At 41.0% G+C, this 17,504-nt stretch carries 12 protein-coding genes; 7 read left to right on the forward strand and 5 right to left on the reverse strand.

The features are described 5' to 3' along the window. Positions 1-272: 272 nt before the first annotated feature. The 6 genes from HMPREF1536_RS11160 (at position 273) to HMPREF1536_RS11180 (ending at position 5,556) form a co-directional block, all read left to right on the forward strand. Positions 273-1,238: a tetratricopeptide repeat protein gene (locus HMPREF1536_RS11160; RefSeq protein ID WP_028728275.1), complete on the forward strand. Its 966-nt coding sequence runs from the start codon at positions 273-275 to the stop codon at positions 1,236-1,238. Between the two features lie 174 nt (positions 1,239-1,412). Beyond that, the gene (rpmH, locus tag HMPREF1536_RS27080) at positions 1,413-1,565 is read left to right on the forward strand and encodes a 50S ribosomal protein L34 (RefSeq protein WP_075555701.1); all 153 of its coding nucleotides are present in this window, start codon (positions 1,413-1,415) and stop codon (positions 1,563-1,565) included. A gap of 123 nt (positions 1,566-1,688) precedes the next feature. Continuing rightward, positions 1,689-2,312, forward strand: coding sequence for a PASTA domain-containing protein (locus HMPREF1536_RS11165; protein ID WP_028728276.1), 624 nt, complete (start codon positions 1,689-1,691; stop codon positions 2,310-2,312). 2 nt (positions 2,313-2,314) lie between these two features. Beyond that, positions 2,315-3,391 carry an RluA family pseudouridine synthase gene (locus HMPREF1536_RS11170; RefSeq protein WP_028728277.1) on the forward strand — a complete coding sequence of 359 codons (1,077 nt, stop codon included), beginning with the start codon at positions 2,315-2,317 and terminating at the stop codon, positions 3,389-3,391. Between the two features lie 2 nt (positions 3,392-3,393). Continuing rightward, on the forward strand, positions 3,394-4,383 hold the full coding sequence (locus HMPREF1536_RS11175; protein WP_028728278.1) for a D-alanine--D-alanine ligase: 990 nt from the start codon (positions 3,394-3,396) through the stop codon (positions 4,381-4,383). A 12-nt stretch (positions 4,384-4,395) separates the two neighbouring features. Next, positions 4,396-5,556, forward strand: coding sequence for a 1-acyl-sn-glycerol-3-phosphate acyltransferase (locus HMPREF1536_RS11180; protein ID WP_028728279.1), 1,161 nt, complete (start codon positions 4,396-4,398; stop codon positions 5,554-5,556). A 104-nt stretch (positions 5,557-5,660) separates the two neighbouring features. Here HMPREF1536_RS11180 and HMPREF1536_RS11185 read toward each other — a convergent pair whose 3' ends face one another. The 3 genes from HMPREF1536_RS11185 to HMPREF1536_RS11195 form a co-directional block, all read right to left on the reverse strand. Further along, positions 5,661-8,261, reverse strand: coding sequence for a glycoside hydrolase family 3 C-terminal domain-containing protein (locus tag HMPREF1536_RS11185; RefSeq protein ID WP_028728280.1), 2,601 nt, complete (start codon positions 8,259-8,261; stop codon positions 5,661-5,663). Between the two features lie 77 nt (positions 8,262-8,338). After that, the gene (locus HMPREF1536_RS11190) at positions 8,339-9,811 is read right to left on the reverse strand and encodes a RagB/SusD family nutrient uptake outer membrane protein (protein ID WP_028728281.1); all 1,473 of its coding nucleotides are present in this window, start codon (positions 9,809-9,811) and stop codon (positions 8,339-8,341) included. Positions 9,812-9,822: 11 nt separating this feature from the next. Then, positions 9,823-13,176, reverse strand: coding sequence for a TonB-dependent receptor (locus HMPREF1536_RS11195; protein ID WP_225607947.1), 3,354 nt, complete (start codon positions 13,174-13,176; stop codon positions 9,823-9,825). Positions 13,177-14,047: 871 nt separating this feature from the next. On the opposite strand from HMPREF1536_RS11195, the gene HMPREF1536_RS11200 reads away from it, so the two are divergent. Beyond that, positions 14,048-15,859 carry a reverse transcriptase/maturase family protein gene (locus tag HMPREF1536_RS11200; RefSeq protein ID WP_046151773.1) on the forward strand — a complete coding sequence of 604 codons (1,812 nt, stop codon included), beginning with the start codon at positions 14,048-14,050 and terminating at the stop codon, positions 15,857-15,859. Between the two features lie 101 nt (positions 15,860-15,960). Here the strand turns inward: HMPREF1536_RS11200 and HMPREF1536_RS11205 are convergent, their stop codons facing one another. Together HMPREF1536_RS11205 and HMPREF1536_RS11210 are read right to left on the reverse strand one after the other, a co-directional pair. Beyond that, positions 15,961-16,845, reverse strand: coding sequence for a FecR family protein (locus HMPREF1536_RS11205; RefSeq protein ID WP_044192365.1), 885 nt, complete (start codon positions 16,843-16,845; stop codon positions 15,961-15,963). 88 nt (positions 16,846-16,933) lie between these two features. Beyond that, the gene (locus tag HMPREF1536_RS11210; protein ID WP_181988981.1) at positions 16,934-17,455 is read right to left on the reverse strand and encodes an RNA polymerase sigma factor; all 522 of its coding nucleotides are present in this window, start codon (positions 17,453-17,455) and stop codon (positions 16,934-16,936) included. Positions 17,456-17,504 lie beyond the last annotated feature (49 nt).

A 17,504-nucleotide genomic window follows, 5' to 3' on the forward strand; every position in this document is an offset into this window, starting at 1 on the left:
CTGTGTTATTCTCTGGGTGCTTCACAATGTTGCTTTTGTGAGTCTAAATCAGTTGAAATGTTATTTGCTAAATCGCTGACAGTAGCGTAAAAAACAACAGGCCTTGATTTGTACCCGTACAGCTTCTCTAAGAACGGGCTGAATTGACAATTTGATATTATGGTGGTCTACGGAATGTTGCTGTCATTTTGTTTATCACGGAATTCTCCGGTTAATGCTGAATATCTTTGTTTTATTTTTTACCTTTGCCCCTCAGAATAAAATGTATTATCATGGGAAATTTCTTTACATCCTTGTTCTCTTCTTCTAAAAAAAATGAGGATACAGTAGAAGAGAAAGTGAAAAACGATCAGAAAAACTTTGACATATTAAAATATGATGGCGTTCGTGCCCAGAAAATGGGGCAGGTGGCTTATGCTATTAAATGCTTTACCGAGGCGTTGAATATCGAAGAAGATTTTGAAACAATGAACTATCTGGTATCGGCATACTCCATGACCAATGAAACCGGAAAGGCATTGGATGTATTGAACCGCATGGTGGAGTTGGAGCCGGAGCATGTAAATACCTTGCTGACAAGGGTGAGCGTGCTTTTCATGCTGGACAAGGATCAGGAAGTGATTGCCGATTGTATGCGCGTGATCGAGCTCGACGCTTCCAACCATCTTCCCTGGTTCCTGATGGCGAAAGCTAAAAGAACGACCGGCGATCCGCTGGGCGCTATTGCCGACCTGACGAAAGCGATCGCGCTGAAAGATGATTTTACAGATGCTTACCTGCTCCGTGCAGAAATCCTGTTGGCTATGAAACAGGGAAAAGAAGCATTGCCTGATATCGAAAAAGCAATCTCATTGGCTCCGGAAGAGGAAACAACCTATCTAGTAAGAGGAAAGATTCATGAATCCTTGGGCGACCTGGGAGCCGCCGCCGCTGATTACCAGCAGGCACTCGACCTGAACCCCTTCAACGAAGATGCCTGTATCCTGAAAGGAACCCTTCTGATTACGAAAGAGCAATTGGATGAAGCGATCGCTTTCTTTGATGATGCCATTGATATCAAACCCGATTTTGCCAAGGCTTACGCCGAACGCGGACGGGCAAAGAACCTGAAAGGCGATAAGGAAGGTGCTTTCGATGATCTGAAAAAATCGATCGAATTGAATCCGGAAGGAGAGGAGGCTAAGAAGTTTGAAGGACAGCATAATTTCGATAATATGTACAAAGGGGGTATTTTTTAACAGCTACATATCAGTTTATTAGTTGATTTCTATACAATGGATGATTTATTCTCTTTTTTGAGAAATCGTACATTTGTATCGAAAAAAACAGCTAACTCTTTGTTTATTAAAAAAAAGCCTCTATCTTTGCAGCCCGAATTGGTATAAGATAATAATAAATAAATATATAGAAAGATGAAAAGAACATTCCAACCTTCCAACAGAAAAAGAAAGAATAAGCATGGTTTCCGTTCAAGAATGGCAACTGCTAATGGTCGTAGAGTATTAGCTTCTCGTCGTGCTAAAGGAAGAGCTAAGTTATCTGTTTCTGACGAATACAACGGATAATCAGCCCGTTTTAAAGAAATTATTCATAAAGAAAGTAGAGGTTTTTACTAAAAAGCCTTTACTTTCTTTGTTTTAACGGCTTTGTTTTCTACTTTTGATCCCGCCTACAAACACAAAATAGAAATGAATAACTTTTTTGTTAAACTGATAAAGAATCCGTACGTCTTGAACTTGCTGCTGGCTGTGGTCGTGGCATGTGGTCTGATCTATGGCACCCTGAAATGGCTCGATAAGTATACGAGGCATAATGAGGCTGTTGTCGTGCCGGATGTGAAAGGCCTGAGAGTGGAAGAAGCCGCTGAATTCTTCAAAAATAACAACTTACGTTATAATGTGATCGACTCGGTATTCTCGAAAGATGTCAGCCCGGGAGCGATCGTAGAGCTGGTACCTTCGGCTGGTTCGAAGGTGAAAGAAGGGCGGATCGTGTTCATTACAGTGAATGCGATGACTTCGCAGATGGCTACCATACCGGAAGTGGAAGACTTGTCGTTCCGCCAGGCGTATGCCTTGCTGCGGGCCCGCGGATTTGAAAATGTGGAGATCGAATATGTGCCGGGCGATTTTAAGGATCTGGCAGTCTCTGTCGATTTGCGTGGAAGGACGTTGAATAAAGGGGAACATGTCCCGCTTACGGCTCCTTTGGTGCTGAAGGTGAGCAGTGGCGAGGCTGAAATTCTTCCCGAAGACTCGCTGTCGACCATGCCTGTCGAATCGTTGGATAGTGAAGAAGAAAACTGGTTTTAACTATGGATGACTTTTTTGACGAAATGGATGATGAACAGGCTGACGGCCTGTTAGGACAGGAAGAGGAGGATGGAACTCCCCAACTGTATGAACATTTCCGCTTCGTTGCCGATCGCGGACAATCCTTGTTGCGGGTAGACAAGTTCTTGGTAGACCGTATGTTCGGATCGACCCGCAACCGGATACAACTCGCTGCCGAAGCCGGATGTATCCTGGCAAACGGTAAGCCGGTAAAAAGTAATTACCGCGTGAAGCCGGAAGATGTGGTGACGATCGTAATGACCCGTCCCCGTCGTGAACTGGAAATCGTTCAGGAAAATATCCCTCTTAAAATAATATATGAAGATGAAGACTTGCTGGTGGTGGATAAACCGGCAGGCCTGGTTGTGCATCCCGGACACGGTAACTACACCGGTACGCTGGTAAATGCATTGGCCTGGTATCTGAAAGACGATCCGACCTACGACCCTTCCGATCCACGGTTGGGATTGGTTCACCGTATCGATAAAGATACTTCCGGGCTGCTGGTAGTGGCCAAGAAACCGGAAGCGAAGGCCAACCTCAGCCTGCAATTCTTTAATAAGACTACCAAACGCGAATATCGTGCGCTGGTCTGGGGAATTGTGCAGGAGGACGAAGGCCGTATAGAAGGTAATATCGGACGCGATCCGCGCGACCGGATGCAGATGACGGTCTTTCCCGAAGGAGATCAGGGAAAAACGGCCGTTACCCATTATTCCGTACTGGAACGTTTGGGGTATGTATCGCTGGTGAAGTGCCGCCTCGAAACAGGACGTACGCACCAGATACGTGTACATATGAAATATATCGGTCATACCCTTTTCAACGATGAGCGGTATGGCGGAAATGAAATTCTGAAAGGAACAACTTTTACTAAATATAAACAGTTCGTACAGAACTGCTTTGCCATCTGTCCCCGGCAGGCACTGCATGCCAAAACGCTGGGATTCGTGCATCCTACTACCGGTGAGGAAATGTTTTTTGATTCCGAGATTCCCGCTGATATGGCACAATTGATAGAGAAGTGGCGGATATATGCAAATACTAAAGAAATATAAAAATGAAAAAGAACATTGCTATTGTAGCCGGGGGAGATTCTTCCGAGATTGTTGTTTCATTAAAAAGTGCAGAAGGAATCTACTCTTTTATTGATAAAGACAAATATAATTTATATATTGCAATCGTTAAGAAAGAAGGATGGGCGGTTAAACTTCCTGGCGGGGAACATACACCAATTGATAAAAATGATTTTAGTTTCCGGGAGAATGGTGAGGTGAAGCATTTTGACTTTGCTTATATTACTATTCATGGTACTCCGGGAGAGGACGGTCGGTTGCAGGGCTATTTCGATTTGATCGGGATGCCTTATTCTTCCTGTAGTCAGTTGGTCAGCGCACTTACCTTCAACAAGTTTGTTTGCAATAATTATTTGCGTAGTTTTGGTATAAATGTGTCCGACTCTATCCGTTTGTTCAAAGGACAGACTGTGACGGAACAAGAAGCGATCAGTCGGTTAGGACTGCCGGTCTTTGTGAAACCCAACGATGGGGGAAGCAGCTTCGGAGTAACCAAAGTTAAGGAAGCTTCACAATTGCAACCGGCTATTGCAAAGGCATTTGCCGAAGGCGACGAGGTCATGCTGGAGAGTTTTATCTCCGGAACAGAAGTGACTTGCGGTTGTTATAAGGTAGAAGGAAAAGAAGTAATCTTACCTCTTACCGAAGTGGTTACAAAGAACGAGTTCTTTGATTTCAACGCGAAGTATAACGGCGAGTCCGACGAGATCACTCCCGCCCGTATCTCTCCCGAACTGACGGAGAAAGTACAACGCGAAGCATCGAAGATTTACGACATACTGGGCGCCAAAGGACTCATCCGGGTAGATTTTATTATCGAAGCAAACGGGAAACCGAAAATGCTCGAAGTAAATACGACACCGGGTATGACGGCTACCAGCTTTATCCCGCAGCAAGTTCGGGCTGCCGGATTGGATATCAAGGATGTTATGACTGACATCATTGAAAATGAACTGCAAAAGGTAGGTAAATAATAATAAAAAGATATGGATACAGAAGTTTCCTATAATTTTGACGACATTCGTCCGCTGAACAACGACGAGGTGAAGGATGCTATCGAAGCACTGGTAACCAACGAAGATTTCGAGCGGGCCTTCCGGTATATCAAGCCGGATGTGAACTGGAAAGAGTTTTCTGAAACGATGCGTTCGTTCAAGACAAAAGAAGACTTTAAATCGAAGCTGGCTTACGAAGCGGTGATGATGGTTGCCAATAAGACGACTTTCTCACTGACAATCTCCGGACGGAGCCGTCTTCCGAAAGACAAAAAGCCTTGTACGTTTATTTCCAATCATCGCGACATCGTACTGGATGCCTCATTCCTGAATGTTATGCTGTATGATGTGGGTTATGGCATGACGCAGGTAGCGATAGGTGATAACCTGATGATCCGTCCCTGGATCGAAACACTGGTTCGCCTGAACAACAGTTTTATCGTAAAACGCGGAGTTTCTGTTCGTCAGATGCTGGATGTCAGCCGTACGCTTTCCGCTTATGTCCGCCATACGATCAACGAAACGAAAGAGTCTATCTGGATCGCCCAGCGTGAAGGCCGTGCCAAGGATTCGAACGACCGTACACAGGGGAGTGTCCTGAAGATGCTGAACATGAGCGGCGACAAGGATATCGTTTCTAACATCATGGATCTGAATATCTTCCCGGTCGCTATCTCTTACGAGTATGACCCTTGCGACTTCCTGAAGGCAAAAGAGTTCCAGATGAAACGGGATGATCCTGACTATGTAAAAAGCCAGCGCGACGACCTGTTGAGCATGGAAACCGGTATACTGAATAATAAAGGCCGCGTTCACTTCACACTGACAGAGCCGATCAACGACCAGTTAGCCGCTCTCGACAGGAATATGGAAAAGAACGAACTGATCGCAGCGATCGCCTCCATCATCGATAAGGAAATCTACAAACATTACCGTTTCTATCCTTGCAACTATGTTGCTTATGATATGCTGACCGGAACCAAACGTTTCAGCGGCAATTACGGACTAAGAGATAAGAAACATTTCGAAGAATACCTGCAGGGACAACTGGATAAGATCGTTCTTCCTAATAAGGACGAAGCATTCCTGCGTACAAAGATATTGGAAATGTACACTAATCCGCTAAAGAACCATTTGGCGAGTCAGGAATAAAACGTAATACGACAATTAATAAAGAAGCCTGAACTTTTCAAAAGTTCAGGCTTCTTTATTAATTACACCTGGGAAATAAGTATACCGGAAATAGATGTGATATTTTACTGCAAAAAGAACGATTTTGTCAATATCGTTCCCGAAGCATTTGAACCGGGTTGTCCACCTCCGACGGTTATATCGATATTTCCTGGAGAATAGATTGATTCGCCGGTCTCTGTTACAATGGAAAGATCTTTTTGGGTTAGTAAGAATTCTACTTTTTGAGATTCTCCTGCAGCCAGGTGGATTCGCTTAAATCCTTTGAGTGATTTTAATGGTACATGTGTTTTATTAAGATGGGAGAGATAAAGTTGCACGACCTCATCTCCGTCTCGTTGCCCTGAATTTTTGACAATGGCAGAAACCTTAATCCCTTTACTTCCCGGAAGAGACTGAATCTCCAGTTGGTCGTATTGGAAGGTCGTATAACTTAATCCGTAGCCAAACGGATAAACTACTTCTCCTGTAAAATAACGATATGTACGATTATTCATATTATAGTCTTCAAAATCGGGTAAGTCTTCTACTTTTTTATAGAAAGTGACAGGTAAACGACCTGCTGGGTTGTAGTCTCCAAATAGAACATCGGCGATCGCTTCTCCACCTGCCTGTCCTCCATACCATGTGTTTAAGATTGCCGGTAGATTTTTTGATTCCCATTCCAAACCGATAGCACTACCGGTCATTAATACGAATACGACTGGTTTTCCTGTAGCATGTAATGCTTTGATCATTTCGGATTGGATGGAAGGAAGTGCTATGGATGTGCGGTCTCCTTTTTTGAATCCCTCTATATTGACTCCCATTTCTTCACCTTCCAATTTCACAGAAATACCTCCTGCATAAATGATCACATCTGCATCTTTTACGGAAGAGGCGATTGTCTGGCAATCTGTTTCTTCCAAGATTCCCATGTCGAAAGTTATTTCTGCATTATCTGCAAATTGCCAGTACTCGATGAATATGTCATATTTCTCCCCTTTTTGTACACTAAGTGGGAAATAGTTAGCGGTATTACCTGTTTTTTCTTGCAGCACTCCGTTGATGTATAAATTAGCCCGGTCATCGGCATGTAGCTTAAAACATACTTCTCCCGTTTTATCGGGGATAAAAGTCGATTTCCATGTGGCGGACAATTCTCGGGTGATTATCCCATTAGCGATATCCTCTCCATCTCCCCACTGATAATCTATCTTTTTTTCCATACGTGATAACCCTGGCTTTCCTTTTCTGTCCATGTTTTGGTAATATTCGGCAAAGAAACCATGAGTACCATTATAAGAAAAAAGATTTGTATCATATGTTGAAGTAAAGACCAGATTATCGGTTAGTCCAATACCTTGTTTATATATAATTTCGGTATTGTTTCCTACTTTTTGTTTGATGCCTTCCAGTAAGGTAGTTACTTTACTTGGATACCCATAATAATTTGCTAGAAGCACGGCTTTATCGTCAGCATTAGGGCCAATAACGGCTATCTTTTTAAGTGTTTTTTTTAAGGGGAGAATGTCATTCTCGTTTTTTAATAAAACGATTGACTGGCGTGCCATTTCAAGGGCGTGTTCCTGATGTTCCCGGCATTCTAATACAGAGGTTGGGATCCGGGCATATGGAACTCGTTGTTCAGGGTCGAACATTCCCATTTGGAATCTTAGTTTAAAAAGACGTTTGACAGAAGTATCAAGCTGTTCTTCTGTGATAAGTCCTTCACCGATTGCATCGGCCAATGCCTGGTAAGCTCCATTATGGGAACATTCACAATCAGTACCGTGTAATACTGCATCTGCGGCAGCACTGGCTTCATCCGGATGTGTTTTATGGTGCTTATAGAAGTCTTCTATACCTCCGCAATCGGAAGTTACATACCCGTCAAATTTCCATTGGTTTCTTAAAATGTCGGTCATGAGTAAGTCATTACCACAACAAGGTTGCCCGAAGAATGAATTGTAGGCACACATTACGCCCGTAACTTTGGCTTGTTTCACTAATTGTTCGAAAGCGGGAAGATAGGTATCCCATAAGTCGTAGTTGCTGATTTGTGCATTATATGTATGTCGGTTCCATTCGGGCCCGCTATGTACGGCATAATGTTTTGCACAAGCTGATGATTTCAAATAGTGCGGATCATTGCCTTGCAGGCCGGTTACAAATGCTGTTCCGATTGCTCCTGTTAAAAATGGATCTTCTCCATATGTTTCCTGGCCTCTTCCCCAGCGAGGGTCTCTGAAGATATTGATATTCGGGCTCCAGAAGCTTAATCCAAGAAAGATGCCTGTTTTCCCTTTGCGTGTGGCATCATGATAAATAGCCCTGCCTTCATCCGATATCTGATCGGTCATTTTCTGTACTGCTTCCGGATTCCAGGTTGCAGCTATACCGATTGCCTGGGGATATGAAGTGGTATGGTAAGGGCTTCTGGCTATTCCATGTAAGCATTCATTCCACCAATTATAAGCAGGAATGTTCAGTCTTTGGATGGCAGGGGCATTATTCATCATCTGGCTTATTTTTTCTTCAAGAGTGAGTTGACCGACCAAATTATCGACTCTTTCCTCTATAGGTAAGTCCGGATTCTGGAATTTATAAGAATAAGATTGAGCATGATTAATTAAAGGATATAGTACAAATCCCAGGATTGTTGTGAAAAGAAAACTTGTTCTCATGAGTGTTATATATTGATTTTCAGAAATCTATGCAGACCTTTCTCAAAAAGAAAGCTGCATAGATTTCAGGAAAGTGATTAATTGTACCCTTCGTTTTGTTTTAAAGAACCCTGGGCTTTACTTATCTCGGAATCAGGGATAGGTAAATAGCAATTGTGCTTTTTCCATCCTTTATCGGATAGATAGGTAGCAGCCTGATTTGTCCTTATTAAGTCCCAATAACGGTGTCCTTCACCAACAAATTCTTTATGACGTTCCAGATAAAGGATATCCAGATTGACTGTTGGGACATCGGTGACATCGGGTCTTGCCCGTTTATAAACCATAGAAAAATATTCCTGTGCTTTAGCTGTTGAACCTCCGCTACGCAATAAAGCCTCTGAAGCCATTAATAAAACATCTGCATAACGAAATACACGGATATTATTTTCAAAATCAAAACGGCTAGGCCCGTAGTAACCTACTCTTGGAGCGTATTTCTTTAAGAAATAACCAGTGTTTTGATAGGCAGGTGTATAACTCCAGTTTTTTTCCCGGCCTTCATAAGCTTTAATCGAATCGTCTATAGCAAAAACGGTAGCGTATTTCCGTATATCAGAATCTTCATACATATCAACTGTCGCTTTTTGCATTGTACCAAATCCCCATCCTTCCAGAAAGGTTCCGGTAGGGTCTGTGAAACCTCGGGGGAATGAGATCTGCGGCATACGATTGTTATCATCTACGGAGAACTCTACTTCAAATATCGATTCTTCGCAATGCTCACCCTCCCGTAACCACATTTTTTCAAAATCGCTTACCAGATTGTATTTGCCACTATTAATAATAACCTCCAGTTCATTTATGATTTCCGGGAACCTGGATTCATCGTTTTGTTGTAAAACGATTTTTGCTTTCAGTGTGCGGGCTACAGCATCTGTTAAACGTCCGGTTTCATCACCTGTAACGGTCATCGGCAATTTACCGATTATCTCATCTAACTCTTTTATAAGGAAGTTATATACGTCGGTAGCAGTTCTTTGCTGTTGAGTATAATATTCATCCGGATTAGTAATATTTTCAGTCAATATCACCAGATTGCCATAATATAGCCATAACCAATAATAATAAATGGAGCGTAGTAGTTGCGCTTCTGTATTCATACGCGCCAGATTATTCGGATTACCACTTGCATTAGGAATTTTTGCCATAAGCGTATTGGCACGGTTAATGCCTTTGTAATATTGATTCCATAATCCGTGTGGAGCTGTGATGGGGGACATCGTGAAATTATCTAATACCTGTAATATCATGAGGTCTGTAGCGTCACCACCCCCTGCGTTCAAATCATCAGACATGATGTCTGCGCAGAATGAAAAATAATAATGGGGATCATTATGTCCGGCTTGCAGGATATCATATACCCCTGTTAATGCCTTGAATATTTCATTTTCATTCTTAAAATATTCTTCTTCGGATATTTCAGTCTTCGGATTTACATCTAAAAAATCGTTGCATGATCCTAAGCTTAAACATAATCCAACTCCTAATATAATAGCATATTTTTTCATACCTTATAATTTTAAAATGAGATACTTGCACCAAAAGAAAACGTCCTGGCCTGTGGGTATATTCCTTGGTCTACGCCCATTCCGGCTCCGATTTCAGGATCGCCTCCATGATATTTTGTCAAAGTGAGAAGGTTTTCACACATGAAATAAACCCGGAGTTCCTGTGTGAGAAATTTCTGTGTCAGATTTTTAGGTAAAGTATATCCCAACTGTAGATTTTTTAGTCTGAAATAATTACCATTGTATAGATACAGATTGGATGCTCTTGTATTGTTATTGTTCTCCTGATTAGCATATACTACACGAGGATAATAGTTGGAAGTTCCTTCACCATGCCATCTATCCAAAATATAAGTCGAGTAGTTTACATGAGCCAGGTCGGGTCTTCTTGAGGCATCAAAAATCTGATTGCCGAATACTCCCTGCCAGAACATGGAGAAGTCAAAATTTTTATAAGACAGAGCCATATTGAAACCGACAGTCCAGTCCGGAGTAGGTTTTCCTAAGTAAGTACGGTCGTCGTCATTGATTTTACCATCGTTATTGACATCCTGAAAGATAACATCACCAGGAACAGCATTGGGTTGTATTAATTCTCCTTTGTTGTTTTTATAGTTGTTGATCTGTTCCTGATTTTGGAATATTCCGATAGCCGGAGTACCAAAAAAGTGGGCTATGGGATATCCTGTCGTATGTCTTTGGATAACCCCGACAGTTCCGTAATTTGCATAATCTGTATATCCGGCCGTTACTCCGATATCTTTGATTTTATTTTTCATATAAGAAGCATTAGCCCCTATTTGATAGGTAAAATCGGAGATGTCTCCCTGGTATGATACTTCCATTTCTATACCTTTATTAGTCATTGTTCCGACATTGCCATCCGGGGCATCATTCCCGATAAACTGAGGGATAGGTAAAGCCATTAACATTCCGTTGGTTGATTTATGGAAAAGATCAATGGTTGCAGACAGGCTGTTGTTGAATAATCGGGCATCGACTCCTATATTAAATTGTTCTGATTCTTCCCAACGGACTTCAGAGTTTGCTAGTTTAGATGCTGCCATACCGGATGCTGCTACATTATCTCCGAAAATATAATTGGCTCCCGGTTTAATAAGTGAAGTATATTGGAAACCGTTAATTGCCTCATTCCCGTTTTTACCCCAACTCGCTCTTATCTTTAGAGCATTAAGGGTATTGTTTTCTGTAAAGAATGCTTCATTGTGAATATTCCAGCCTAATGATACAGATGGGAAGTAAGCCCATTGGTGCTTCGATGAGAAGTTGGAAGAACCATCACGTCTTAAAACAACTTCTGCTAAATAGCGTTCTGCATAATTATAATTTATACGTCCAAAGAATGAAGCCAAAGCATGTTCTCTGGCAGAACCGAAAGCTTCCTGATCTGCTTTGGATCCCAGGGCTGAATCAAGATAATCTTTATCAGGAGAATAGGAAATCAGATTTGTATTTTTCCCTCTGATATCTGTATACGTTGTTTTTTGGATGGTAGAACCGACCATCACGGTAAAATAGTGAACACCAATCTGCTTATTGTATCGTAACGTATTTTCAAAGTTCCATACGGTGTTTCTACTCATGCTTGATTCGATCCTGGATACATCATCCATTCGGGTTTCCGATAAGTAATAAGCAGGTCTCCAATTGTTTGATTCCTTAAAAGCGAGGTCTGTGGAGTAACTGCTTTTAAATACTAAATTATCTATGATATCTAATTCTCCCCAAATAGAACCTACCAGTTTATGCGTTGCATTTCTTTGATTGATAATTTTCAGTTGAGCAACAGGATTTGTAAGTTCACTACCTGAGATGATTTTATATAGCTTACCGTTATCATCTTTGACCAGTTGGTCTCCATATCGGTTTGTCAGATCATTGATAACTGATTCATCAGTCTCGTACAAAGGCTGGTTACTCGGAGACATGGTTGCTGCAAATAGAGGACCACTGCCATTACTGTTTTCATCAATACCTTTCTGATCTATTTTAGTATAACCTACATTAACACCAACACGCATTTTCTTTAAAAATGAACGATCATTGCTTTCAAAAATATTGTAAGCTGAATTCAGCCTGAAGTTGTAGCGCTTGTAGTCTGACTTATCTTTAGCGACGATACCTTCCTGATCCAGATAGCCGAATGATAAGAAATAAGAACCCTTTTCATTACCTCCACTTATACTGGCGTTATGGTTAATGACCGGAGCATTATCATTGAATATAAGACTTTGCCAATCTGTCCCCTTTCCAACTTTTGCCGGATTGTCGTATATAGGATCCATACCCGCATTTATATAGGCTTCATTCATTATCTCCTCATACTGTTGTCCATTTAGTAATTTTCTTTTTCGCCATGGATTCTGGATGCCGTAGGAGAAAGAGTAGTTTACTCTTGTTTTTCCGATTTTTCCTTCTTTAGTAGTCACCAGGATTACACCATTGGCAGCCCGAGCTCCATAAATAGCGGCTGAGGCGGCATCTTTCAATACTTCAATAGACTCTATATCTTTTGGATTCAGATAGTCTATGCCACTGCTGACTGGCATACCGTCTACGATATAGAGCGGATCACTGTTGTTGATTGTACCGATACCACGGATGCGTACTACGGATGATGTTCCCGGCTGGCCGGAGTTCTGGGTGATTTGTACACCGGAGATTTTCCCTTTTAGTACATCTTCTACACGTGTCGGGGTGGCATTCGATAAATCTTTGGAAGTAACCCTACTGATAGCTGCCGTAACAACACTCTTTTTTTGGATGCCGTAGCCCACAACAACTACTTCATCCAAATTCTGTGTGTCTTCTTTTAAAACAATAGAGAAGTTTTGTTGATTGCCTACCGGAATTATTTGTTGTAGGTAACCAATATATGAAACTTGCAATATTGCTCCGGAAGGAACTTCCAGCTTAAATGCACCATTGAGATCTGTAATGGTTCCGTTACTCGTTCCTTGTACCATAATATTAACACCAATAACCGGTTCTCCATTCGGATCGGTTACTTTACCGGAAATGAGTCTTGTCTGTTGGTTAACATCGTTTTGCTTTGTGATGCTTATGCTTCTGTCATTGATCGTATATGTCAGATTGGTTCCGGATAATGCATTAGACAGGATCTCCCCAATCTGCTTGTCTTTAGCATTAACATTGACATAGATACCTTTTACATCAGAGTCAACATAGAAAAATAAGAACTCACTTTGCTTTTCAATGATTGGAAATAAATCGGTAAGAGCCATTTGTCTGGCTTCCACAGATACTTTAGTCGTTTGTGAGTACGACTCTAAAGCTTTTGCCTGAAACAAAGCAATAAAGAGAATAATAATTGTGATTCTCATAATTGAAAATAATTTATTGAGATCTTTACTTAGGAAAGATCTGTAATACGAAACATTTTCCATATTTTTGTACAGATAATAAGATTAATAATGTGCTTCTACCTCGATGTTTGGTCGCGGAGAAGTAGAAGCGGTTATTCCTTTTTATGTAAACCGGCTATACCTGGTATGGCCGGTTTTTGTTGTTTTACTAGTATTAATTCATAGGCAACTGATTATTTATTATTTTATGTAATAGACTCCTTCTTTATAACTCCATTTTATAGGGAGACTTTTGTTGATTACTTGTAATATCTGTGTGCGCCCGTAAAGGTTGCATCGTAAACATCTCTTTGGCAAGAGATTAGGAAAGTGTTCTTTGAAAATAACCTATCATCAGCCGACTTATCTGTTTTCGGGAAAACTTAACCGAGCAGGGAGTGTAGCATGTCGGAAAAGTCATAAGTCAGTTAGTTACCAAACTGCGACTGAATGGCGAGATGAAAAGATAGATATGAGGATAAAGTCCGAATTGATTAAACGATAGTCCGAGTGGTTCCCCTTTAGGCTATGGCGTAAGGTAACTATCAATCGCCATATCGTGATACTACTTCAGTGTATAGGTATGAATGTAGCAAGAACTTATCACGACACAACCGCAGTAAGCGAGTGAAGGACGGAAGTCGTATCCGACAATCTATCATGCCAACAGTTACGATGTAATAAACGGGGATTACCTATCCCGAAGTGCCGAAAGGCTATTAGGTTTGACCTATGAAAATTCGGAGTGGTAACGGAGCTTCCATAGTAGTCCGAGCAAGGTAACGCCTTGTACATGGCGAAGGGAAGCAGCTAATTATTAATACAATTAACGGAAAATGTGAGAGACATTATGAGAAGTCCAGAAAGAGTATTAAACAGTCTATCAGAACACAGTAAGGATGTAAGCTACAAGTTTGAACGTCTTTACAGAATTTTGTTCAATGAGGAAATGTTCTATGTTGCCTATCAGCACATCTACGCCAAAGAGGGCAACATGACTAAAGGTTCGGACGGTCAGACCATTGACAACATGAGCCTGAAACGAATTGAAAAGTTGATTGATACGTTAAAAGATGAAACGTACCAGCCCCAACCGTCAAAGAGGGTGTACATACCGAAGAAAAACGGTAAGAAAAGACCTCTTGGCGTACCGACTTTCAATGACAAGTTAATACAAGAAGTAGTAAGAATGGTATTGGAAGCCATATACGAGGGAAATTTTGAATACACCTCGCATGGGTTTCGACCCAATCGAAGCTGCCATACTGCATTAACTCACATCCAAAAGGAGTTTAGCGGTGCAAAGTGGTTTGTAGAGGGAGATATAAAAGGTTTCTTTGATAATATAAGCCATGATGTATTAATAAACATACTCAAGGAGCGCATTGCGGACGAACGCTTCATACGCTTAGTACGCAAGTTTTTGAAAGCGGGATATATCGAAGAATGGCAATTCCACAATACTTACAGTGGCACACCGCAAGGGGGTATCATCAGCCCGATATTGGCTAATATATACCTTGACAAGCTGGATAAGTATATAAAGGAATACATAGCCAAATTCGATAAAGGGAAGAAACGAAAATTCAGTAGAGAAAGTTTGGACTTCGGCAATGCAAGAAAACGTATTGTGCGAAGATTGAAGTCCGTAAAAGACGAAAGGCAAAGGGTAAAGCTAATCCTTGAACTGAAAGCAATAGAACAAGGACGGGCTAAATATCCCAATGGCGAAGAAATGGATGCCGATTACAGGAGAATGAAATATGCGAGATATGCAGATGATTTTCTCGTGGGAATTATCGGAAGTAAGCAAGATGCGCAACAGATAAAGGGAGATATTAAAAACTTCCTTGCTGATAAACTGGCATTGGAACTGTCTGATGAAAAGACACTTGTCACCCATACCGAAAGACCTGCCAAGTTTCTCGGATATGAAATTACTGTAAGAAAGTCCAACGACCAAAGACGTGATAAACGGGGTAGATTAAGAAGAACCTATGGTAAAAGGGTCTGCTTGAATGTCAGTATGGAAACTGTCCGTAAAAAACTGTTCGATTGGGGAGTCTTGGAAATGACAAACCGTAACGGAAAGGAAATATGGAAACCGAAATGTAAATCGGGACTGATATTCAATGACGACCTTGAAATCCTTGATAGCTATAATCGGGAAATCGTGGGTTTCTATAATTACTACTCCATAGCCAACAACTGTGCCCATGCCTTGAATAATTTCAAGTACATCATGGAATACAGCATGTACAAAACGTTTGCAGGCAAATATAAGTGCCGCACACGCAAGGTAAACAAGAAATATCGTAAGAACGGTAGGTTTATCATAAAGCACATGACTAAAACAGGTGTAAAGGAAAGATACTTTTACGACGGTGGCTTCAAACGCAAGAAGCCCACCTATAAATCGGAATGTGACACCATGCCACGAACAATTTATACTGCGGGGCGGACAAGTCTTGTTGAAAGGCTGAAAGCCCATGAGTGTGAATTATGTGGAGCGACAGACGACCTTGTTATGCACCATGTAAGGAAACTAAAGAACTTGCAGGGTAAGGAAAGCTGGGAACGACACATGATTGCCCGCAAACGCAAAACGATTGCCGTGTGCAGGAGTTGTCACAAAAAGATACATGACGGAAAGATAGACTAAAATTAGTGGAGAGCCGGATACGCTGAGAGGTGTAAGTCCGGTTCGGGGGCGAGCATTTGGAAACCTACCATAGAAATATGACAAGGCGCTGGGTGCTTAGCCTACTCTAAACTTTGTTCCTGAGTAAAAGTGCCGGACAAGGTTACAGCCGGATCAGTGAGCTTTTTGTTGAGAATGGTGAACTTAACGTTATATCTTTTTTCCAGATCTTTTAATAAAGAGACGAAACTGATCGATTTATATTTAAGTAAATCATTTTTCCAGGCTATTTCCAGGTCTGTATCTACAGTGCTTACATCGATCTGCTGGGTTGATTTTTCAAATCTTAATTGTTGGTTAGGAGATAGGATAACCTGCTGTTTGGGGCTTTCGAAACGAATGGAGCCTTTTATGAGAGTCGCAGTAATATATTCATCATCTTCGATCGCTTCTACATTGAAAATAGTACCTAATACTTTAATGGATGCATCTCCGACTTGTACTTCAAAAGGTTTTTGGGCATTTTTAGTAACTTCAAAATATCCTTCTCCAACTAACTCGACATGACGTTTTTCTTTTCCGTAGGCTTCTGAATAAGTGAGTTTGCTGTTTTTATTCAAAACAACTTTTGTACCGTCTTTCAGTTGGAATTCGGATTTGTTGTTATTGCTCAGATAGGTGTATAATTGTTCTTTTTCTTTATTATTACTTTGGTAGATGGTCGGTATAAGTAGTAGTAAAATAACTGCAGCTGCTACCGGTAATACAATTTGCCATAACCGTCTTTGTTTCTGCTTCCTAATCTTTTGTTGCATTTTTTCAAAAGCCAGAGAAGGGCTTATGGAATGATTAAAAGAAACTTCCGCATCCATATAGCATTTTAATTTCTGGAATTCGAGCTCATTTCTTTTATCGGCATTCAACCATTCACTCAACTTGAGAATGTCGTTTGTTGAGGCATTTCCGCTTATAACGCGGGAGATAATATATTCTATTCTGTTTTCCATTTTTAATCATTTCTATTATAATAGTCGTACCATTCAGGAAAAACCCTTAGTCCGTGCATATTCTTTTTCAGATTAGTTTAAAAAAATTTCAGCTGGTCATTTCTTTAGAGAGTGTTTCACGAAGTTTACGTACGGCTGTAGCCAGGTGGGCTTCCAGGGTTTTGACAGAGATATCCAGGATGATTGCGACTTCTTTATATTTCAATTTATCTTCCCTGACGAGCTTGAAGGCCATTTTGCATTTATTCGGAAGTGAATTGATGGCAGCGTTAAGACGTTCAATATCTTCTTTGCTGATCAATTCTTCTTCAGGAGTTGTATTTGTATGAATGAAAAGGTCGATGGTGTTTTCCTCCAGTTCAACTTTTTCTACCCGTTTTATTCTGTAGTAATTAATTATTTTGTTTCTGGCAATCGTATAAATATAGGAATCAAAATTTGCAATGTCAGGTAATGTGCGACGATTATTCCATACTGCAAGCAGAGTATCTGATACAATTTCTTCTGTTTCAACTTCACAGGAAATATATAAAGATACAAATCTTATTAGCTTTTGGAAATAAGCTAAATAAAGTGATTTGAAGGCAGTCTGCGAATCAGATGATGCCATTTCACAGACCCACTGTATGATATGTTCCGAATTCTTCTCCAACGAATGT

Origin of the sequence: Parabacteroides gordonii MS-1 = DSM 23371, assembly GCF_000969825.1 — a bacterium.
Classification (GTDB): domain Bacteria; phylum Bacteroidota; class Bacteroidia; order Bacteroidales; family Tannerellaceae; genus Parabacteroides; species Parabacteroides gordonii.

Excerpts from the sequence above, each read along its gene's own strand:
- HMPREF1536_RS11160 (WP_028728275.1), top strand. The coding sequence starts at position 273 with ATGGGAAATTTCTTTACATCCTTGTTCTCTTCTTCTAAAAAAAATGAG.
- rpmH (WP_075555701.1), top strand. The coding sequence starts at position 1,413 with ATGAAAAGAACATTCCAACCTTCCAACAGAAAAAGAAAGAATAAGCAT.
- HMPREF1536_RS11165 (WP_028728276.1), top strand. The coding sequence starts at position 1,689 with ATGAATAACTTTTTTGTTAAACTGATAAAGAATCCGTACGTCTTGAAC.
- HMPREF1536_RS11170 (WP_028728277.1), top strand. The coding sequence starts at position 2,315 with ATGGATGACTTTTTTGACGAAATGGATGATGAACAGGCTGACGGCCTG.
- HMPREF1536_RS11175 (WP_028728278.1), top strand. The coding sequence starts at position 3,394 with ATGAAAAAGAACATTGCTATTGTAGCCGGGGGAGATTCTTCCGAGATT.
- HMPREF1536_RS11180 (WP_028728279.1), top strand. The coding sequence starts at position 4,396 with ATGGATACAGAAGTTTCCTATAATTTTGACGACATTCGTCCGCTGAAC.
- HMPREF1536_RS11185 (WP_028728280.1), bottom strand. The coding sequence starts at position 8,261 with ATGAGAACAAGTTTTCTTTTCACAACAATCCTGGGATTTGTACTATAT.
- HMPREF1536_RS11190 (WP_028728281.1), bottom strand. The coding sequence starts at position 9,811 with ATGAAAAAATATGCTATTATATTAGGAGTTGGATTATGTTTAAGCTTA.
- HMPREF1536_RS11195 (WP_225607947.1), bottom strand. The coding sequence starts at position 13,176 with ATGAGAATCACAATTATTATTCTCTTTATTGCTTTGTTTCAGGCAAAA.
- HMPREF1536_RS11200 (WP_046151773.1), top strand. The coding sequence starts at position 14,048 with ATGAGAAGTCCAGAAAGAGTATTAAACAGTCTATCAGAACACAGTAAG.
- HMPREF1536_RS11205 (WP_044192365.1), bottom strand. The coding sequence starts at position 16,845 with ATGGAAAACAGAATAGAATATATTATCTCCCGCGTTATAAGCGGAAAT.
- HMPREF1536_RS11210 (WP_181988981.1), bottom strand. The coding sequence starts at position 17,455 with ATGGCATCATCTGATTCGCAGACTGCCTTCAAATCACTTTATTTAGCT.